This is a genomic window from Nocardia sp. CA-084685, from assembly GCF_050955785.1.
GTDB lineage: Bacteria > Actinomycetota > Actinomycetes > Mycobacteriales > Mycobacteriaceae > Nocardia.
On record NZ_CP192094.1, the window covers coordinates 3,899,357 to 3,916,385 of the forward strand.

General features: G+C 65.5%; 18 protein-coding genes. 11 read left to right on the forward strand and 7 right to left on the reverse strand.

All coding sequences use genetic code 11. The annotated features are described in order from the left end of the window. A complete protein-coding gene (locus ACQP2U_RS17730; protein ID WP_433715666.1) occupies nucleotides 1-264 on the reverse strand; it encodes a helix-turn-helix domain-containing protein in 264 nt (87 codons plus the stop codon). A gap of 37 nt (nucleotides 265-301) precedes the next feature. Then, entirely contained in the window at nucleotides 302-1,930 is a 1,629-nt protein-coding gene (locus ACQP2U_RS17735) for a hypothetical protein (protein ID WP_433715667.1), read from the reverse strand. A 193-nt stretch (nucleotides 1,931-2,123) separates the two neighbouring features. Between ACQP2U_RS17735 and map the strand changes: the two genes are divergently transcribed. Beyond that, nucleotides 2,124-2,888, forward strand: a complete 765-nt coding sequence (gene map, locus ACQP2U_RS17740) for a type I methionyl aminopeptidase (RefSeq protein WP_433716506.1) — start codon at nucleotides 2,124-2,126, stop codon at nucleotides 2,886-2,888. A 5-nt stretch (nucleotides 2,889-2,893) separates the two neighbouring features. Here map and ACQP2U_RS17745 read toward each other — a convergent pair whose 3' ends face one another. Further along, nucleotides 2,894-3,616, reverse strand: coding sequence for a glyoxalase (locus ACQP2U_RS17745; protein ID WP_433715668.1), 723 nt, complete (start codon nucleotides 3,614-3,616; stop codon nucleotides 2,894-2,896). Between the two features lie 108 nt (nucleotides 3,617-3,724). Between ACQP2U_RS17745 and ACQP2U_RS17750 the strand changes: the two genes are divergently transcribed. Together ACQP2U_RS17750 and ACQP2U_RS17755 are read left to right on the forward strand one after the other, a co-directional pair. Then, entirely contained in the window at nucleotides 3,725-4,273 is a 549-nt protein-coding gene (locus tag ACQP2U_RS17750; RefSeq protein ID WP_433715669.1) for a PadR family transcriptional regulator, read from the forward strand. A 45-nt stretch (nucleotides 4,274-4,318) separates the two neighbouring features. Continuing rightward, the gene (locus ACQP2U_RS17755) at nucleotides 4,319-4,702 is read left to right on the forward strand and encodes a PPOX class F420-dependent oxidoreductase (protein ID WP_433715670.1); all 384 of its coding nucleotides are present in this window, start codon (nucleotides 4,319-4,321) and stop codon (nucleotides 4,700-4,702) included. On the opposite strand, the gene ACQP2U_RS17760 is transcribed toward ACQP2U_RS17755, so the two are convergent. From ACQP2U_RS17760 to ACQP2U_RS17770, 3 genes are all read right to left on the reverse strand, one after another. Next, nucleotides 4,703-6,094: a metallopeptidase TldD-related protein gene (locus ACQP2U_RS17760; RefSeq protein WP_433716507.1), complete on the reverse strand. Its 1,392-nt coding sequence runs from the start codon at nucleotides 6,092-6,094 to the stop codon at nucleotides 4,703-4,705. Between the two features lie 8 nt (nucleotides 6,095-6,102). Beyond that, nucleotides 6,103-7,632, reverse strand: coding sequence for a TldD/PmbA family protein (locus ACQP2U_RS17765; RefSeq protein ID WP_433715671.1), 1,530 nt, complete (start codon nucleotides 7,630-7,632; stop codon nucleotides 6,103-6,105). A gap of 111 nt (nucleotides 7,633-7,743) precedes the next feature. Further along, nucleotides 7,744-8,511, reverse strand: a complete 768-nt coding sequence (locus ACQP2U_RS17770) for a glucose 1-dehydrogenase (protein WP_433715672.1) — start codon at nucleotides 8,509-8,511, stop codon at nucleotides 7,744-7,746. 86 nt (nucleotides 8,512-8,597) lie between these two features. Here ACQP2U_RS17770 and ACQP2U_RS17775 point away from each other — a divergent pair, with 86 nt between their 5' ends. Then, on the forward strand, nucleotides 8,598-8,921 hold the full coding sequence (locus tag ACQP2U_RS17775) for an ArsR/SmtB family transcription factor (protein ID WP_433715673.1): 324 nt from the start codon (nucleotides 8,598-8,600) through the stop codon (nucleotides 8,919-8,921). 76 nt (nucleotides 8,922-8,997) lie between these two features. Then, nucleotides 8,998-9,651, forward strand: coding sequence for a TetR/AcrR family transcriptional regulator (locus ACQP2U_RS17780; RefSeq protein ID WP_433715674.1), 654 nt, complete (start codon nucleotides 8,998-9,000; stop codon nucleotides 9,649-9,651). A 5-nt stretch (nucleotides 9,652-9,656) separates the two neighbouring features. Here the strand turns inward: ACQP2U_RS17780 and ACQP2U_RS17785 are convergent, their stop codons facing one another. Beyond that, the gene (locus ACQP2U_RS17785; protein ID WP_433715675.1) at nucleotides 9,657-10,424 is read right to left on the reverse strand and encodes a TSUP family transporter; all 768 of its coding nucleotides are present in this window, start codon (nucleotides 10,422-10,424) and stop codon (nucleotides 9,657-9,659) included. A gap of 55 nt (nucleotides 10,425-10,479) precedes the next feature. Between ACQP2U_RS17785 and ACQP2U_RS17790 the strand changes: the two genes are divergently transcribed. The 6 genes from ACQP2U_RS17790 to lnt all read left to right on the forward strand — a co-directional run bounded on the left by ACQP2U_RS17790 (nucleotide 10,480) and on the right by lnt (nucleotide 16,670). Further along, a complete protein-coding gene (locus ACQP2U_RS17790) occupies nucleotides 10,480-11,658 on the forward strand; it encodes a sensor histidine kinase (protein ID WP_433715676.1) in 1,179 nt (392 codons plus the stop codon). Between the two features lie 70 nt (nucleotides 11,659-11,728). Beyond that, nucleotides 11,729-12,388 (forward strand): response regulator, encoded by a 660-nt coding sequence (locus ACQP2U_RS17795; protein WP_397038507.1) that lies wholly within the window; start codon nucleotides 11,729-11,731, stop codon nucleotides 12,386-12,388. An 83-nt stretch (nucleotides 12,389-12,471) separates the two neighbouring features. Continuing rightward, the gene (locus ACQP2U_RS17800; RefSeq protein ID WP_433715677.1) at nucleotides 12,472-12,948 is read left to right on the forward strand and encodes an FxsA family protein; all 477 of its coding nucleotides are present in this window, start codon (nucleotides 12,472-12,474) and stop codon (nucleotides 12,946-12,948) included. Nucleotides 12,949-13,072: 124 nt separating this feature from the next. After that, the gene (locus ACQP2U_RS17805) at nucleotides 13,073-13,360 is read left to right on the forward strand and encodes a hypothetical protein (RefSeq protein WP_397038503.1); all 288 of its coding nucleotides are present in this window, start codon (nucleotides 13,073-13,075) and stop codon (nucleotides 13,358-13,360) included. 27 nt (nucleotides 13,361-13,387) lie between these two features. Continuing rightward, complete coding sequence (locus tag ACQP2U_RS17810; RefSeq protein WP_433715678.1) at nucleotides 13,388-14,980, forward strand: amidohydrolase; 1,593 nt, start codon at nucleotides 13,388-13,390, stop codon at nucleotides 14,978-14,980. After that, nucleotides 14,970-16,670, forward strand: coding sequence for an apolipoprotein N-acyltransferase (lnt, locus tag ACQP2U_RS17815; protein ID WP_433715679.1), 1,701 nt, complete (start codon nucleotides 14,970-14,972; stop codon nucleotides 16,668-16,670). Before ACQP2U_RS17810 ends, lnt begins: the two co-directional genes overlap by 11 nt. The last annotated feature ends 359 nt before the right edge of the window (nucleotides 16,671-17,029 follow it).

The window sequence follows — 17,029 nt, forward strand, 5'->3', positions numbered from 1 at the left end:
TCAGGCGGATTCCGCCAGCCCGGCCGTGCGCCAGGTATCGGCGAGTTCCTGCAGCGGAATCTCCAGGGCGGCCGCAAGCGACACGATTGTGCCGAATGCGGGCGTCGGCAGCCGTCCGGTCTCGATCTTGCGCAGCGTCTCCGGTGAAATTCCGGCGGCATGGGCGATCAGGGCCGGATCGCGATCGGCGCGTGCGGCCCGCAGCCGGGCTCCGAGGCGGCGCCCGGCCTCGACCTGAGCGGGAGTCAGCGGAAGTCGGACCATGCGTCCAGACTATGGATGGTATTTAAATACCGCAAGCTCAACCGTTGTACTTCACTCGGAACGGTCCGCCGACACTGTTGAACAGCAGATCCCCATTCGGAAAGAACTGGACCAGCGCGTAGGCGCCGTTACCGAGATTGCTCTGCCCGAAAATAGTGCGATGCACCGTCTTTCCGGTTTGCCAGTCCAGGCCGGTCACTTCCCAGCCGTCGGTCGTGGTGTAGCCGTTGACGAAAACCACGCCGGATTTACTGCTCTCGGTGGGGACCATACTCGTGGAGACCACATCGGCACGCGACCACACCGATGACCAGCTGTGGTTTGCCGGATCCCATTGGAACCGCTCGATACCCGACGGCGGCCCGAATACCGGACCGCCCGCGAGCACATCGATGAGCCGGTCCGGTGCGCCTTGCGGCCGGGCATTGTTGACCACGAATGCGCCGTAGCCGTCCACCACGACCGACTGCTCGCTCTGGATGAATTCGGGCTGCGGATTCAGACCGGCCGTCACCTGGATCTGGTCGGCGATCCGATTGGATTTGCTGCCCGGCTTCGGTTGGAAACCCTCGGGAATGGCGTCGCGCCAGAACGCGACCAGTTTCATCCGGTCGGCGCCGTCTGTGATCACCACGAGTCGGTCGTCCTTGCCGTAGCCCATGAGGGTGGGTGTCGAGCCGGTGCCGATGCCGAATTTCACCGCGGGCGGCTGCCGCCCGAAATCATAGGGCGATGCCCACGCCCCGTCGGTGGCCTCGGTCGAGAGTTTGGATCCGGTCCAGACGACCTTGCGCATGATCTTGTCGGAAGCGGCGTAGATCCCGCCCTTATCGTCCACGGCCATCGCGTTGGAGACCACCTCGTCCGCGCCGAAGTGGACCTGCTGCGGTTCGCCCTGCAGGCTGCGGTCGATGATCGATAGCCCGCGGGTGCTGAGTACGGCCAATTTGCCGTCATAGGTCATATTCAGGCCGACGATGGATTCCGGTTGACCGCCGAGGCCTGGACCCGTGCCGAGCCACGGTTTGAAGTCGAGGGTGCGCAGAATCCTTACGCCCGCTTCGGGATTGTTCGCATTAACCAGGCCGAAGACGACGATCTGCGCGTTCTGGGTGACGTAGTAGACTCGATTGTCCTTGTCGACGAGGCTGTAGACGCCATTGACGATGCGCGTCCAATCGATGCCCCAGTCGTTGTGCACCGCGGCGTCGACCTGACCTGCGTCGGTGAAGTTCTGCTCGAGCACATGGTCCAACGCTTGCGGTGCTAGGGGTTTCACGCCGGGTGCGTCCGCGCGGGCGATCTCGTGGAACATGCCATTGCCGACCTGGACGTAGACCACGCCCTGGGTGGAGGAGACCCACATGTGCTCCGGATCGGTGGCGGCGAGCGTCATGATGTTGACCGGTCCCGAGGTGATGCGCTGCTGCTGCTTCGGGTCGATATGGAATTCGCCCTGCAGTGTTTGGTACGGGAAGGTGTCGGACTGACCCGGATCTATGTGAGTGAGCCCGTAGGTCGCGGCGGCGAGGTAGGGATTGCGCGCGGGGCCTGCGGCGATGCCCGACTGGTTCTCGTTCTTCGCCGAATCGCTACCGCAGGCGGGGGTGGCCACGGCCACGGCCAACGCGACGGCGACGACAAGTGCCTTGCGGCGCGGGCTCATCGCTTGCTCCTCTACGTTCGCTATCGGGGTCGATCGGGCAGAACGCATACCGCTCGGGGCGGCGAACAACGAAACAAACCAGTGCTCTTTCGCGTTCGCGAACATAACACATCGCCTGGTCACGGTGGATGATTGGTATTTTTATACCGGTCACCGCTATGCTCGGTATTAAAATACCGAGTTGGAGGTTGAGATGGTGGAGTTGAAGTCGCCTGCCGAGATCGAACGCATGCGGGTGGCGGGGCGCTTCGTCGCCGAGATCCTGGCGGAACTGCGTGCGCTGGCTCGCGTCGGGGTGAATCTGCTGGAGCTGGAAGAGCATGTGCGGCAGCGGATTCGGGACCGGGGCGCGGTGTCGTGCTACTGGGACTATGCGCCATCGTTCGGTCATGGTCCATTCCGCAATACGGTATGCCTCTCGGTGAACGATGCGGTACTGCACGGTCTTCCGTTCGACTATGCGCTGCGCGACGGTGATGTGCTGAGTATGGACCTGGCGCTGGGGATCGACGGGTGGGTTGCCGATTCGGCCACCAGCGTGATTGTCGGCACCGCCGATGCGGAGGATCTGCGGCTGATCAAGGCCACCGAGGACGCGCTGGCGGCCGCGATCGCGGTTGCCTTCCCCGGCAACCGGATCGGCGATATCTCCGCCGCTATCGCGCAGGTCGCGCGGGCAAACGGCTATCCGGTGAATACCGAATTCGGCGGCCACGGGCTTGGCCGAACGATGCATGAGGATCCGCATGTGCCGAATGCGGGACGTGCGGGTCGCGGGTATGCGCTGCGACCAGGTTTGACGATTGCGATCGAACCGTGGTTCGCGCGAACGACCGACCAGATCTATACCGATCCGGATGGTTGGACGATCCGCTCGGCGGATGGTTCGCGGACCGCGCACTCCGAACATACGGTCGCGATCACCGCGGACGGGCCGCAAGTGCTGACCGCCGCCTAACAGACTCAATCCGTTTCGGAGAGCCAATCCGCGAGATCGGTAGCGGCGCGCAGCTCGCCCGCAACGCTCGCACGTTCGGCTTCCGACAGCGACATGGCCCTGAGTTCGGCGCGCAACTTCTCGGCCCGCTCGAAATCGTCGGTGGCGATGGCCAATTCGGTCAGCGCGGCAAGCGCCCTCGCCTTGTCGACGGCCGATGCTTGCGTGCCGTAGCGACGCAGACCGACCTCGAGCACCCGAACCGCGGTCGCATCGTCGTTCTTGAAATCGCGCAGGATGCGGACATTGTCCAAAACCCTTGCCAGGCCGTCGAGTTCGCGGGAACCGCCGTACTCGACGTCTTCGGGCTCGTCGCGCTGGATGTAGATGATGGTATTGCCGACCGGGTCGACCACGCTGAATCTGCTTTGGCCGGGGCGGAATCTGGTGATGCGTGGGCAGCCCTTCGCGGGGACTTTCCCGTAGCGCTTGCGCAGCGCGGCGGTGAATGCGCTGTGTCGCTCGGCAACATCGTCGAGCATGATCAGGCAGCCGACCTGTTCGATGGGGAGTTCGATGCTCGGCGGTGCGGCGGCGAAGTGGACCGCGCAACCATTGGCCTCGATCGCGCCGTAGGCGTATGGCCTGGTCTGCTCGTGGGTCACTGTGTAGCCGAGGGTTCGATAGAAGTCGAGGGTGTCCTTCAGGTCACCGCTCCACAACACCGGAACCGCTGTATCGCTTGTCATCGCCCCTGCCTCGTTACGGTAATCAATTTTGACTACCCGAGGCTAGGTCGGTCCAATTCCGGAAGTCAAATTTGAGTAGTATGGCGTTTCTAGCGAAGGGATATCCGGATGTCGGCGGTGCGCCTGCTCGTCCTGGGCGTGATGCGGTTGCGTCAGCCCACCTATGGCTACGCGGTGCGTCGCGAACTACTGTCCTGGCGTGCCGAAACCTGGACCAATGTGAAGCCGGGGTCGATCTATCACGCGCTGAAACAGCTGACGCAGGAAGGCAAATTGAGTGCCTTCGGAACCCAGGGGAGTACCGAGGGACCGGGGCGGACGCTGTTCGAACTGACCGAGGCGGGGGAGGCCGAGTTTCGCAAGCTCATGGACGAGGCGCTGGTCAGCGTTGATATGGAAGAACTCGGTGCGGGTATCGCGTTCATGGATGCGCTGCCACGCGCGCACGTCATCGAGAAGTTGCGCGAACAACGCCGCAATGCCGCAGCGGTTCGCGACGATCTTCTCGCCATGATTCCGACATTTCCCGGCCGGTACGAACCGCCGCATGCCACCGATCTACTCGAGCTGTGGAGCGGTGTGTTCGACAACCTGTCGAGTTGGACCGGCGGCGTGCTCGAGCGCTTGGAGGCGGGTGAATACCGGATGTCGGACTAGTGGCAGGGCGCGCCCGCCGCTCAGATGGCGGATAGGCTGCCCCACATGACCAACACGCTGGGTGCGGTCGGCAAGGCCGACTACGTGCTGCTGACCACCTTCCGCAAGGACGGCACACCGGTCGGCACCGCCGTCTGGGCCGCCGAGGACGACGGCAAGCTGTATGTGTGGACCGAAACCAACAGCTGGAAGGTCAAGCGGCTGCGCAATAATCCCGCCGTCACCCTCCAGCCGTGCGGCCCGTCGGGTAAGCCGAGCGGTGAAGTCATCGAAGGTACCGGCCGGGTGCTCGATGCGGTCGAAACCGAACGGGTGCGCAAGCTGATCAAGAAGAAGTACTGGCTCCTCGGCCCGATTCTGGTGACCGCGAGCAGTATTCGCCGCGGCAAGTCCGGCACCATCGGTCTCGAGATCACCCCCGCCGGGTAATCAGGTCGCCTGGCTCACCGAGGACATGTGGAAGTCCGGGATGCGCAAGGGCGGCATGGCGGTTCGGGTGAACCAATCCTTCCATTCCCGGGGCAGCGTGGTTTCGGTAGCGCCCGCCTCAGTGGTGCGGCGCAGCAGATCGATGGGGCTTTCGTTGAAGCGGAAGTTATTGACCGCGGCAGTGACTTCGCCGTTTTCGACCAGATAGACGCCGTCACGAGTCAGGCCGGTGAGCAGCAAGGTCGCGGGATCGACCTCGCGGATGTACCAGAGCGTGGTGAGCAGCAGGCCGCGCTCGGTATCGGCGATCATCTCATCGATGCTCGCGCCGGAGCCGCCGGTCAGTAGCAGGTTCTCACCGGGAACAGTGGGGGGAGCACCGAATTCGGCGGCGGTGGCACGCGGGTAGACCAGCGATTCGATGACGCCGTCGCGCAGCCAGTCCACGCGGCGGGCCGCAAGACCGTTGTCGAAGACCGACAGCGATTCCGAGGACGACGAAGTCGCCACGAATGGACGATATTCCAGGCCGCTCGCACTCGGATCGGAGTAGAGCGTCAAGGGAATATCGCTGAGCCGCTCACCGATGCGGGTGCCGCCCGCCTTGGCGAAGGCGCTGTGTCCCTCGTGGGCGCCGCGGCCCTCCATGGACCACGCCAGATAGATCATCAGGTCGGCGACCGCCGAGGGCGGCAGCAGGGTTTGGTAGCGACCCGCCGGGAGCTCGACCCGGCGCTCGGACCAATTCAACCGCCGCGACAATTCGGTGAGCAGCCCGGGCACGTCGACATCGGTGAAGTCCGCGGTGCCGACACCGACCCACGCACTCGCGAGATCCGCACCATCGCCACGCTTTCCATTGATCTCCACCGAACCGGTCGGCTGCACGAAGCGGCGGCGAATACCGGTGGAGGTACCCAGCCACGTCGTGTGCATCTGGTGGTAGGCGAAACCGTAGAGCCGGTCAGCGCCGTCGAACCCGCCCGCCAAGTCGCGTGCGAGGTCGGTGAAGACCTCGATTCCGGTGCTGCCGGGTGCGGACACCCAATCGCTCCCGGCGTCCGGCAGACCATCCGAATCCGGCGTCAGCAGCGGCATCGCATCCTCGGCGGGCTCGGCGGTGCGGGCCGCCGTCTCGCTGGCGCGCACAACGGCCTCGATCTCGGCCGGGTCGACGCTGGTGGAGCGGACGCTCCCGACACGCGCGGAGTTCGGGCCGTCGCGGAAAATCGAAATGACCGCCCACTCCCGCGAAATCGAGGACCCATTGGTGGTCATCGAGTTGCCCGCCCAGCGCAGCGACGCCTCGTGCGCATCGGTGGCGATGACCATCGCCTCATCCGCATGCGAAAGCGCCAGCGCTTGCTCGACGAGCGCACCTGCGGGCAACATCACCTCGATCACTGACCTGCCTCCGTCCGGGTGTTGAGAATGTTGATGCCACGCACCAGGATCGACGGGCAGCCGTGACTGACCGCGGCGACCTGGCCGGGTTGGGCCTTACCGCAGTTGAACGCGCCGCCGAGGCGCCAAGTAGATGGACCACCGACCGCCTCCATCGCACCCCAGAAGTCGGTGGTGGTGGCCTGATAGGCGACATCGCGCAGCTGACCGTCGAGCTTTCCGTCGCGAATGCGGAAGAACCGCTGGCCGGTGAACTGGAAGTTGTAGCGCTGCATATCGATCGACCACGACTTGTCGCCGACGATGTAGATGCCGTTCTCGACCCGCGAGATCAGTTCGGCGGTGCTGGTGTCGTTTTCGGGGTCCGGTTGCAGCGAGACATTGGCCATGCGCTGGATCGGCACATGGTGCGGTGAATCCGCGTAGGAGCAGCCGTTGGAGCGTTCCAGGCCCAAGCGCGGGGCGAAGACGCGGTCGAGTTGATAGCCGACCAGAATGCCGTCGCGCACCAGATCCCAGCGCTGTCCGGCGACGCCCTCGTCGTCATAGCCCACCGAGGCCAGACCGTGCACCTCGGTGCGGTCACCGGTGACATGCATGATCGGCGTTCCGTACCGCAGCGTGCCGAGCTTGTCCGGGGTGGCGAAAGAAGTACCAGCGTAGGCGGATTCGTAGCCGATGGCGCGGTCGTATTCGGTGGCGTGGCCGATGGATTCGTGGATGGTCAGCCACAGGTTGGTCGGGTCGATCACCAGATCCGTGGGGCGCGCCTCGACGCTGGGCGCCTTCACCTTCTCGGCCAGCCAGCCGGGGATCTGCGCGAGTTCGGCACTCCAATCCCAGATTCCGTCCGCACCGGTGACGTATTCCCAACCGCGTCCCGCGGGAGCGGCGAGGGTGCGCATGGTCTCGAAAACACCCGCTGCCGCGTCCACGGTGATCGCCTCGAGCTGCGGATGCAGGCGCACGCGCTGCTGGGTGATCGCGGCCCCCGCGGTATCGGCGTAGAAGGTCTGCTCCTTGACCTGCAGTACCGAGGCGGTGACATGATCGACGCCGTCGGCGGCGGACAAGCGGCCCGAATAGTCCTGCAGCACAGCGACCTTATCGGCGGTCGGCACCGTGAACGGGTCCACGTCGTAGGTCGAAACCCAGTGCACATTGTCGTATCGCGGCTCGTCGGCGAGTTCGACGCGCTCGCGATTGAGCGCGCGCAGGGTCGTCGCCACCGTGACCGCCCGCCGCGCCACCTCGGCCGCGGTCTCGGGGGTGAGCGCGGCATGCGAGGCGAAACCCCAGGTGCCGTCGACGATCACGCGCACCGCGAAGCCGAGGTCGGTGGCATTGCTGATCGCTTCGACCCGCCCGTCGCGCAGCCGGATCGATTGGGTGACCAGCCGATGCACCCGCAGATCGGCGTGCTGTGCGCCCGCCGCGCGCGCCGCGGACAGGGCTGCGTCGGCGAGCGCGTGCAGTGGTAACGCAAGGAACTCGGCGTCCACATCTTTGGAAGTCGCGATGCTCACCCGACCCAACCTAGCCGGTCGGGCTGACGAGCGCCGCTTCCGATGTGCTGACGCAGACCTTGCGGACATGCATCGACCGCAATGTCGCACGAAATGCCCAGCAGCGCAGTTCTAGACCATGGCCGCAGGGGTGGCGGCGACGAGACCGCCGTCGATGAGCAGGTCCTGGCCGTTGATGTATGACGCCTGGTCGGAGGCGAGAAAGGCAACTGCGGCGGCGACATCTTCCGAGGTTCCGATGCGCCCGGCGGCCACTGTGGCGATGGCGGCGGCCTGCACCTGCGGCGACGCTTCCGCATAGAACGCGGGAGTCCCGGTGTAACCCGGGCTCACCGAGTTGACCCGGATTCGCCTCGGTGCCAGTTCGGCGGCTAACGTCCTGGCCAGGTTGTGCACTGCCGCCTTCGTCGCCGAATAGAGCGCCGCGCCGGGCCCGCCCCGATGCAGTGCGAACGATGCGTTGATCACGATGGCGCCGCCATCGGCCAACAGGGGCAGGGCCTGCTGGATGGTGAAGAACGCGGCCTTGAAATTGATATCGACGACCCGGTAGAACTCGGCCTCGGTGACATCGGCGACCGCCTGGAATGCGCCGATGCCCGCGTTGGCGAAAATCACGTCCAAGCGTCCGTAACGGTCCTGGATCGCGGTCGTCAATGCCGCCAGATCGGCGAGATTTGCTGCGTCGCCGGATATTCCGAGGACGCGATGGCCACCGTTCAGCTCGTCGATCGCGGCATCCAGACGGGACTTGTCCCGCCCGGTGATCACAACCCGCCCGCCCTCGTCGAGCAACCTGCGCGCGGTGGCCAATCCCATACCGCTGGTTCCGCCGGTGATCAACGCGATCTTGTCGTCGAATCGGGAATTGCTCGGCATGGCACGACCTCTCATACAGTTGGATAGTTCAAGAACATATGAACAGTTCGACTGTATGTCAACAATCGAGTAATCTGGTCCGCGTGATGACGGCACATCCCGAGCGGGATCGGATCGAGTTGGCGAATGTGTTCGCCGCGCTGGGAAATCCATTGCGGCTGCAGATCGTTCGCGTGCTCGCGGATGGGGCGGAACACACCTGCGGTTCGATCGTGGACGGTGTGCCGAAATCGAATCTGACACACCACTATCGGGTGCTGCGCGATGCGGGCATCATCTGGCAGCGACCGTCCGGCCGGGAAACCTTGCAGTCGTTGCGGCGTGACGATCTCGACGCCCGATTCCCGGGTTTACTGGATTCGGTAATCGACGCGGCCCGCCGGGATCAGTCGCACGCGACTCGAATTTGATCACGGTTTGGCAGCATGGCGCGCGCGAAAGTCGTGGTTACCGTACCCAAGTCGGGTTATGCCGTACTGTGCCCGCGTGCCGCCATCCGCCCTCCGCGATCGCAAACGAGAACGTACCCGCCGTGCCCTCCTCGAGGCAGCCATCGAACTTTTCGAGAACAGAGGTTATGAGGAAACCACGGTGGCCGATATCGCCGCTGCCGCCGAAGTCGGCACCCGGACCTTCTTCAACTACTTTGCCAGCAAGGAAGAATTACTCTTCCCGGAACAGGACGAACGGGTGCGTGCTGCGGTGGCGGCCATCGCAAGTCGTCGGCCCGGCGAGCGGCCGGTAGAGGTGCTGCTGCGCGCGTTGCGGGCGGCTGGTGACAATCCGGGTGAACATCTCGTCGATGATCTGAGTGCGCGCGTTGCCGCACTACGCGCACAGGTTTCGCGTACGGTGCCCGCGGTGAGCGGGCGGGCCGCGCACGCGCAGTTGGTCGCGCAGCGCGAGATCGCGCGGCAGCTGTATATGGCATTTCCCACCGAATTGGACGAGGTCGGGGCCGCCGCCTTGGTCGGGGCCGTGGTCGGCGCGGTCTCCGGTGCGCTGACGGTGCTGTTCCAGAGTCCGGTGGCCGGATTGGACGGCGAACGGCTGCACCGACAGATCCACGAAACGACCTCACGGGTGCTGCAGCCCTGGCTCGCCTCGAATGCCAAGATGCACGTGGGATCTATGCATTGATTGGCTCAGCCGAATTGCTGCCAGCCCAAGCGGATCACCATACCGATGACGACCACCAGCAGTACCACGCGCACGAATTCAGCGCCCTTGCGTAATGCCATATGCGAGCCGATGATCGCACCCGCCACATTGCCGACCGCCATGGCCGCGCCGAGCGCCAACATGATGTGGCCGGTGAAGCCGAAGAAAATCAGCGCACCGACATTCGATCCGCAGTTGATCACCTTCGCCATCGCGGCCGCGCGCACGAATTCGGTGCCGAGCAAGGTGGCGAAGGTGATGATCAGGAAGGTCCCGGTGCCGGGGCCGAGCAGTCCGTCGTAGAACCCGATCAAACCGGCGGCCAGGGCGATCACGAGGACGAACTTGCGCCGGGTCGGTGGGTGCGTGGCCAGGGTGATGCCGATCGACGGGCGCAGCGTGACGAACACGGCGACACCGACCAGCACCACCATCACGATCGGGATGAACAGGTCGCGATCGATCAGGGATACCGCCGCCGCGCCGGTCGCCGCGGTGACCGCGGCGATCGCCGCCGCTGGCAGCAGCGTGCGCCACCGCAGCGGAACTCTGCGCGCGAATGTCATGACCGAGGCGCTGGTGCCCGCGACCGCGGCGAGCTTATTGGTGCCGAGCGCGGTCTGTGGTGCGATGCCCGGTGCGACCAGGAAAAGTGTCGGGAGAATGATCAATCCGCCGCCGCCGACCACCGCATCAACCCAGCCCGCGGCGGTCGCGGCCGTTAGTAAGGTCGCCCAGTCTGCAAAATCCACCCGGCCAGCCAACCAGATGGTTGGATCCGACCCGCCCGCACCTAGGCTGATGGTCGTGCGCCGGTTCAGTCTGTGGCTTCGCGGCAAGCCCCTCATCTCGGATTCGATGCTGGCCGCCGTACTGCTGCTGCTCGAGATTCTCGGGGTCAGCAATTCCGATAGCAAGCTGACCTACCTGGGAATCGGCGTGCTGTTGCCGGTGCCGGTGGCGTTTCGGCGGCTGTACCCGCGGGCGATGGCGGCCGCGATGCTCGGACTCTCGATCGGCTCGACGATGGTGAGCTACGCGTCCGAAGACGATGCCGACCACATCGCGCTGTTGGGGCTCGGCATCATGCTGTACACCTTGGTCGCGTATGTCGGTCGCAAGGAAGGACTTTGGTACGCGCTCGGTCTGGTCGCCGACTGCACCAGCTCATTTTTCCTGTTACACAAGCCAGCCGGTTCGGATCTGATCTTCACGGCGATGTTCTACGCGCTGTGCTGGACACTGGCCGAGTTCATCGGTGCCCGGCACGCTTACGACCAAGAGGTAGCGGCGCGACTCGCGGTCGCCGACTACGACCGGGAACGCCGCGCGCACGATGCCGTCGCCGCCGAACGCACCCGTATCGCCCGCGAACTGCACGATGTCGTCGCCCATGCGGTGAGTGTGATCATCGTGCAGGCCGACGGGGCGAAGTACGCGCTGCGCCTCGATCCGGACTCAGCCGAACGAGCGTTGACCACGATCGCGAGCACCGGTCGCGAGGCCTTGCGGGAATTGCGCCGAACCGTCGCGCTGCTGCGCATCGAACATGCACCGGATCAGCTGCCGCAGCACGGAACCGCGGGTCTGGCGAAGGTGGTCGAGATGATGCGCGATACCGGACTCGCGGTAGAACTCGAAATGACCGGGCAGTTGGACGATATCGCCCCCGAGGTGAGTCTGGGCATGCACCGCATCGTGACTGAATCGCTGACCAATACGCTGCGCCACGCGGGCTCGCATCCGAAGGCTTGGGTGCGGGTGCAGCGCCGCGAAACCGATGTCATCATCGAAGTCAGCGATAGCGGCGGGGTTCCGGTGCAGGAGCAGTCCGCGAGCCCGATCGTCGGCGGTGGCATGGGATTGGTCGGCATGCGTGAACGGGTCGCCGTACTCGGTGGCACGCTGGAAGCGGGTCGCACATCCGCTGGCGCGTGGCGGGTATACGCGACGATCCCGCTGGTGCGTGGCAACGAAAACGGTTAGCGGCAGGCCTCTTTCGGCGTCGCGCGCACGGTGCGCAAAACACGGTGGACGGTGCCGATAGATTAGGGACGTGCCGATTACCGTTCTCGTTGTCGATGATCAAGAACTCATGCGCATGGGGTTGAAGATGGTGCTCGGTGCGCACCCGGACATCGAGGTGATCGGGGAGGCCGAGAACGGGGCCGCCGCGATATCCCGGGCCAAGGAGTTGCGGCCGAATGTGGTGCTGATGGATGTGCGGATGCCGGTCGTCGACGGGGTATCGGCGACGCAGCGCATCGTGGAGGCCGGTGACGGCTGCAAGGTGCTGGTCATGACGACCTTCGATCTCGACGAACACGCATTGGGTGCGCTGCGAGCGGGCGCGAGCGGATTCCTGTTGAAGGACACGCCGCCCGAGGATCTGGTCTCGGCGATCCGAAGTGTCGCCGGCGGTGACGCGGTGGTGTCGCCGAAGGTGACCAAGCGACTGCTGGACCGGCTCATCGCCGACGATCCCGGTGGCATGCGGGACCCGGCGGTACTCGAGGTACTGACCGCGCGGGAACGCGAGGTGCTCGAGCAGATCGCGGCGGGGCGGTCCAATGCCGAGATCGCCGAGCAGTTGTACCTGTCGGAGGCCACAGTCAAGACGCACGTCGGTCGGGTACTGACGAAACTCGGTCTGCGCGACCGGGTTCAAGCCGTCGTGCTGGCCTACGAGACCGGTTTGGTGCGACCGGGCGGCTGAGCTCTCAGTCAGCTATCAGCTGGGTCGGGAGAAAAATCGGACTGTGCGACGTTGAATCGGGTAGATCGTCCGAAAGGATCGCCATGCCCGCCGTACTGTTCGTGCTCTACGTCATCGTCGAGATCGCCGCGCTGGTCGGCGTCGGTCATCTGATCGGTGTGATGCCGACCATCCTGCTGCTCATCGCCGGTTCGGCCGCGGGCATGCTGCTCATCGGCTCCCAAGGCCGTCGCGTCTTCGAGCAGTTCCGACGCGCCGGGCGCGGTGAGATCAATCCGAGCACCGCGGTCGCGGATGGCGCGCTCGTCGCAGCTGGCGGGTTCCTGATGTTCATCCCGGGCCTGATCACCTCACTCTTCGGGCTGCTTCTGCTGCTGCCGCCGACTCGCTTCCTGGTTCGTCCGCTGGTCGCCGCGTTCGCCGCGCGCCGCTTCAGCCGTCTGGCCGCGGCGATGCCGTATCGCGGCGTGATCATCGACGGTGACGATGTGGTCGACGGCACGGTCGTCACCGAGTGGTACGACGACCCCCGCCCGTCGAGCCGCCCGGCTCTTCCGTAGCGACTGGTTGCAGGTCGCTCGAGAGGGGCAACCGCCTGATCACGCCGAGCCGTTTCCATAAACCGTGCCGACTATCACCCTCTTGCCCATTTCGTGAGACGGATCAAAGGGCTAGGGTGGCCGGATGGCGACCGAGGAGCTCACCGTCACGGTGAGTGAGGAGCTGGCGGCAGCGGTGCGGCAGGCCGCGGCGGCTGCGGGACAGTCGATTTCCGGATTCACGGCTGCGGCACTGCGGCTGGAACTGATCGCGGTGGAGGCCGGTATGCGGGCCGCGCCCGGTGCTGCGCCGCCGAGATACGCGGAGGTCATGGCGGTCCTCGCACAACCCGCGGACGTTTCGCCGCCGGGCCTTTCGAGCGATCCGCGAGCAGTCGCTACCGAGCGGAAGCTGTCCGACCCGACGGACTGAAACACCCATACGGCAGACTGGTGTCTCGTGAGTACCCAGTTGCTGATCGGCGGTCGTTTCTACAGCTCGAGTTCACCCGATGCGACGGCAATGGCCGTGACCGACGGCACCGTAGTGTGGCTGGGCGCTGAGCAACCGGGGCGCGCCCTGCATCCGGGTGCGGAGATCATCGACCTCGACGGTGCTTTCGTGGCACCGGCGTTCGTCGACCCGCATGTGCACGTAACGGCACTGGGCTTGAAGCTGACCGGACTCGATCTGTGGGCGGCGCGCTCACTCGAACATTGTCTGGAACTGTTGCGTGTGTTCGCGGTGTCACATCCCGACGGCGCGATCCTCGGTGACGGCTGGGACGAGACGGAATGGCCGGAGGGGCGGGCGCCGACTGTCGATGAGATCGACGCGGCGGTGCAGCCCGGCCGACAGGTGTATCTGTCACGGGTGGACGCGCATTCGGCGGTGGTGTCGTCGGTGTTGTTGACTTCGGCAGTCACCGCCGCGACGGGGTTCACCCGCGGTGCGCCCTTGCGCGCCGACGCGCACCATCTGGTGCGCACCGCGGTTCTCTCGGGATTGGATCGCGCACGACGGGATCGGGCGCGCAAGGCAGCGCTGGACACGGCGGCCGCGCACGGTGTTGTTGCCGTGCACGAATGCGGGGGACCGCAGATCGCCGGGCGCACCGATATTCGTGAGTTGCTCGAGTTCGAGCACGGTGTGCAGGTCCGGGCTTTTTGGGGTGCGGCGGTGCGCACCGCGGATGAGGCACGGGCGCTGGTGACGGAACTCGGGGTGCACGCGCTCGGGGGCGATCTGTTCGTGGACGGTTCGATCGGCTCGCGCAGCGCCCTGCTGCGCGCGCCGTACGCCGATGACGCCGGAACCGGTCTCGGCCACCTCGACGCGGACACGATCGCCGCACATGTGCGAGCCTGCACCGAGGCGGGCATCCAAGCCGGATTCCACGTCATCGGCGATGCCGCGATGGATGCTGTCGTCGCCGGATTCGGCCAGGTGGTCGACGAGCTCGGCGGTCCGGCCGTCGCGTCCCGCGCGCACCGCGTCGAGCATGCGGAGATGATCGATGCCGATCAGATCGCGAAACTGGCCGCCTGGGGTGTAATCGCCAGTGTCCAACCGGGTTTCGACGCGACCTGGGGTGGTCCGGACGGCATGTACGCCACCCGCCTCGGTGCCGAACGCGCCGCAACGCTGAATCCCTTCGCGGCCATGGCCGCGGCGGGCATCGCGCTCGCTATCGGCTCGGACGCACCGGTTACCGCACTCGACCCCTGGTCGGCGGTCCGCGCGGCGGTCAACCACCGCACCCCCGGTCATGGCCTCTCACCGCGGGCCGCTTTCGCCGCCGCCACCCGCGGCGCCTGGCGTGCCGGCGGCATTCGCGACGGCGTCGCGGGCACGTTGGTTCCGGGTGCTCCCGCCTCCTATGCGATCTGGGACGCCGCCGAGCTCGTCGTCGCCGCAGCCGCCGACACCGTCCAACGCTGGTCCACCGATCCGCGCTCCCGAGTCCCAGGTCTACCTCCGCTCGACCCCGACGCATCCCTGCCCACCTGCCTGCGCACCGTCCACCGCGGAGTCACGATCCATGAGGCCTGAAACACCCGGCGCGGCGCTGCGCCGCGTGGCGGCCGCGTTCAGTCGGTATCCGGTGCTGAGTCGGTCGGTAGCTGCGGTGGTTTCGGGCCTGCTCATCTTCGGAAGCTTTCCGCCGCGGCCGTTCTGGTTCCTTGCGCCGATCGGGATGGTGGTGCTGACGCTGACCGTACGCGGCGCCGCGCGGTTGCGTGGGGGGTTCGGGTATGGGTTCCTGGCGGGGCTCGGGTTTTTCGTTCCGCTGTTGCCGTGGACCGGGATCTACGTCGGGCCGGTGCCGTGGCTCGCGTTGTCGACGGTGTGTTCCGTATATATAGGACTATTCGGGCTTTTGGCGCGGTTGTTGTTTTCGCTGCCGGGGTGGCCGGTGTGGGTCGCGTTGACGTGGACGGCCACCGAGTGGCTGCGATCGAGCTTTCCGTTCGGTGGATTCCCGTGGGGGCGCTTGGCATTCGGTCAGGCCGACGGCTGGTATCTGTCGCTGGCGATGGTCGGGGGAGCGCCGCTCATCGGGTTCGCGGTGGCGCTCACCGCAACCGCTGCGGCGGCAGTGCTGGTGTACTTGTGGACTCATGTGACGGTCGCGCCGATGGACGATCCCTCGGCTACCGAGCCGGGTCGTGCTACCACGACGACCCGCATTGGGGTTATCGCCGCGGCGACCGCGCTCGTTGTCATCCCGAGCACCGGAGCGATCCTGCGGACCGCGCTGCCCGGGCCGGAGGAGGGGGACCGGACGATCACGGTCGCCGCCATCCAGGGCAGCGTGCCGCGGCTCGGGCTGGACTTCAATGCCCAGCGCCGCGCCGTCCTGGACAATCATGTCCTGCGCACCGAAGAATTGGCTCGCGCGGTCGCGGAGGGAACGACACGCAAGCCGGACGTGGTCATCTGGCCGGAGAACTCATCCGATATCGATCCGCTGCGCAATGCCGACGCGGCCGCCGAGATCACCGAGGCGTCCGAACAGATCGGCGCGCCGATCCTCGTCGGCGCCGTGCTGGTGAACGGCGACCGCACGACGACGAATTCGGTCATCGTCTGGAACGGCGCGGCCGGTCCGGGGGAGCGGCACGACAAGAAGATTATCCAGCCGTTCGGCGAGTATCTGCCGATGCGCAGGTTCTTCCGGCTGTTCTCCGAGTACGCCGACCGCGCCGGATACTTCGTGCCTGGTAACGGCGACGGCACCGTCCACGTCGCCCCTCTCGAGCCAACCGCAAGCAGCCACTACGGCGGCAGTATCGATATCGGCGTGGCGACCTGCTACGAGGTCGCCTTCGACCGCGCCTTCCGCGATTCCATGCACGCGGGCGCGCAATTGCTGACCGTGCCCACCAATAACGCCACCTTCGGCGACAGCGAGATGACCTATCAGCAGTTGGCCATGTCCCGGGTCCGCGCCGTGGAGCATGGCCGTGCCCTCGTGGTCGCCGCCACTTCCGGTGTCAGCGCCATCATCACCGCGGACGGCACGGTCCAGCAGCAGACACCCGAGTTCGTCCCCGCTGCGTTGGTCGCCGAACTGCCATTGCGCAGCGACACAACACGTGCGACCCGATTCGGCGCCCAACTGGAGCTTGTCTCGGTTATCCTGTCCGCGGCTGCCGTCATGGTGGCAGTTTTCCGGCGGCAGCATGCTCGCGGCAAGTCTGCGAACGACCAAGCCACCATGGACCAGCCGGTCGGCTGAGCTCGCGAGATCGTTCGAGCGCGATGAATGAGTAGGGCTTTCCCTAATCAAACAATTGGTATGTTTCGGGGCCTCGAAACCGTCTTTCGGACCGCCCTGAGCGTTAGCGTGCAGTTAGCCAGCTTGTCATTTTAGGCTGGTGCAAGTTGTCGTTTTCCTGTATTTGGGCTGCTCAAGCCACAGATTGGAGGGTTTGCGAGAATGTAGCTCACGAAAGTGCCTTGCTGCCAACATCGTTGGAAGTGAAACAAATCCGCAACGCTGGCCATCCGTTGCATTCGATGCTCCGAATCAATGGGCGTGGATCACGTCCTACGGCTGGCGCGTGCGCGCCTGCGGTGGCGGTGCTCGGGGAGTTG

Bases quoted from the DNA above. Each gene is read 5' to 3' on its own strand.
- ACQP2U_RS17730 (WP_433715666.1), bottom strand. From the start codon at position 264: ATGGTCCGACTTCCGCTGACTCCCGCTCAGGTCGAGGCCGGGCGCCGC.
- ACQP2U_RS17735 (WP_433715667.1), bottom strand. From the start codon at position 1,930: ATGAGCCCGCGCCGCAAGGCACTTGTCGTCGCCGTCGCGTTGGCCGTG.
- map (WP_433716506.1), top strand. From the start codon at position 2,124: ATGGTGGAGTTGAAGTCGCCTGCCGAGATCGAACGCATGCGGGTGGCG.
- ACQP2U_RS17745 (WP_433715668.1), bottom strand. From the start codon at position 3,616: ATGACAAGCGATACAGCGGTTCCGGTGTTGTGGAGCGGTGACCTGAAG.
- ACQP2U_RS17750 (WP_433715669.1), top strand. From the start codon at position 3,725: ATGTCGGCGGTGCGCCTGCTCGTCCTGGGCGTGATGCGGTTGCGTCAG.
- ACQP2U_RS17755 (WP_433715670.1), top strand. From the start codon at position 4,319: ATGACCAACACGCTGGGTGCGGTCGGCAAGGCCGACTACGTGCTGCTG.
- ACQP2U_RS17760 (WP_433716507.1), bottom strand. From the start codon at position 6,094: ATGTTGCCCGCAGGTGCGCTCGTCGAGCAAGCGCTGGCGCTTTCGCAT.
- ACQP2U_RS17770 (WP_433715672.1), bottom strand. From the start codon at position 8,511: ATGCCGAGCAATTCCCGATTCGACGACAAGATCGCGTTGATCACCGGC.
- ACQP2U_RS17775 (WP_433715673.1), top strand. From the start codon at position 8,598: ATGACGGCACATCCCGAGCGGGATCGGATCGAGTTGGCGAATGTGTTC.
- ACQP2U_RS17800 (WP_433715677.1), top strand. From the start codon at position 12,472: ATGCCCGCCGTACTGTTCGTGCTCTACGTCATCGTCGAGATCGCCGCG.
- ACQP2U_RS17805 (WP_397038503.1), top strand. From the start codon at position 13,073: ATGGCGACCGAGGAGCTCACCGTCACGGTGAGTGAGGAGCTGGCGGCA.
- lnt (WP_433715679.1), top strand. From the start codon at position 14,970: ATGAGGCCTGAAACACCCGGCGCGGCGCTGCGCCGCGTGGCGGCCGCG.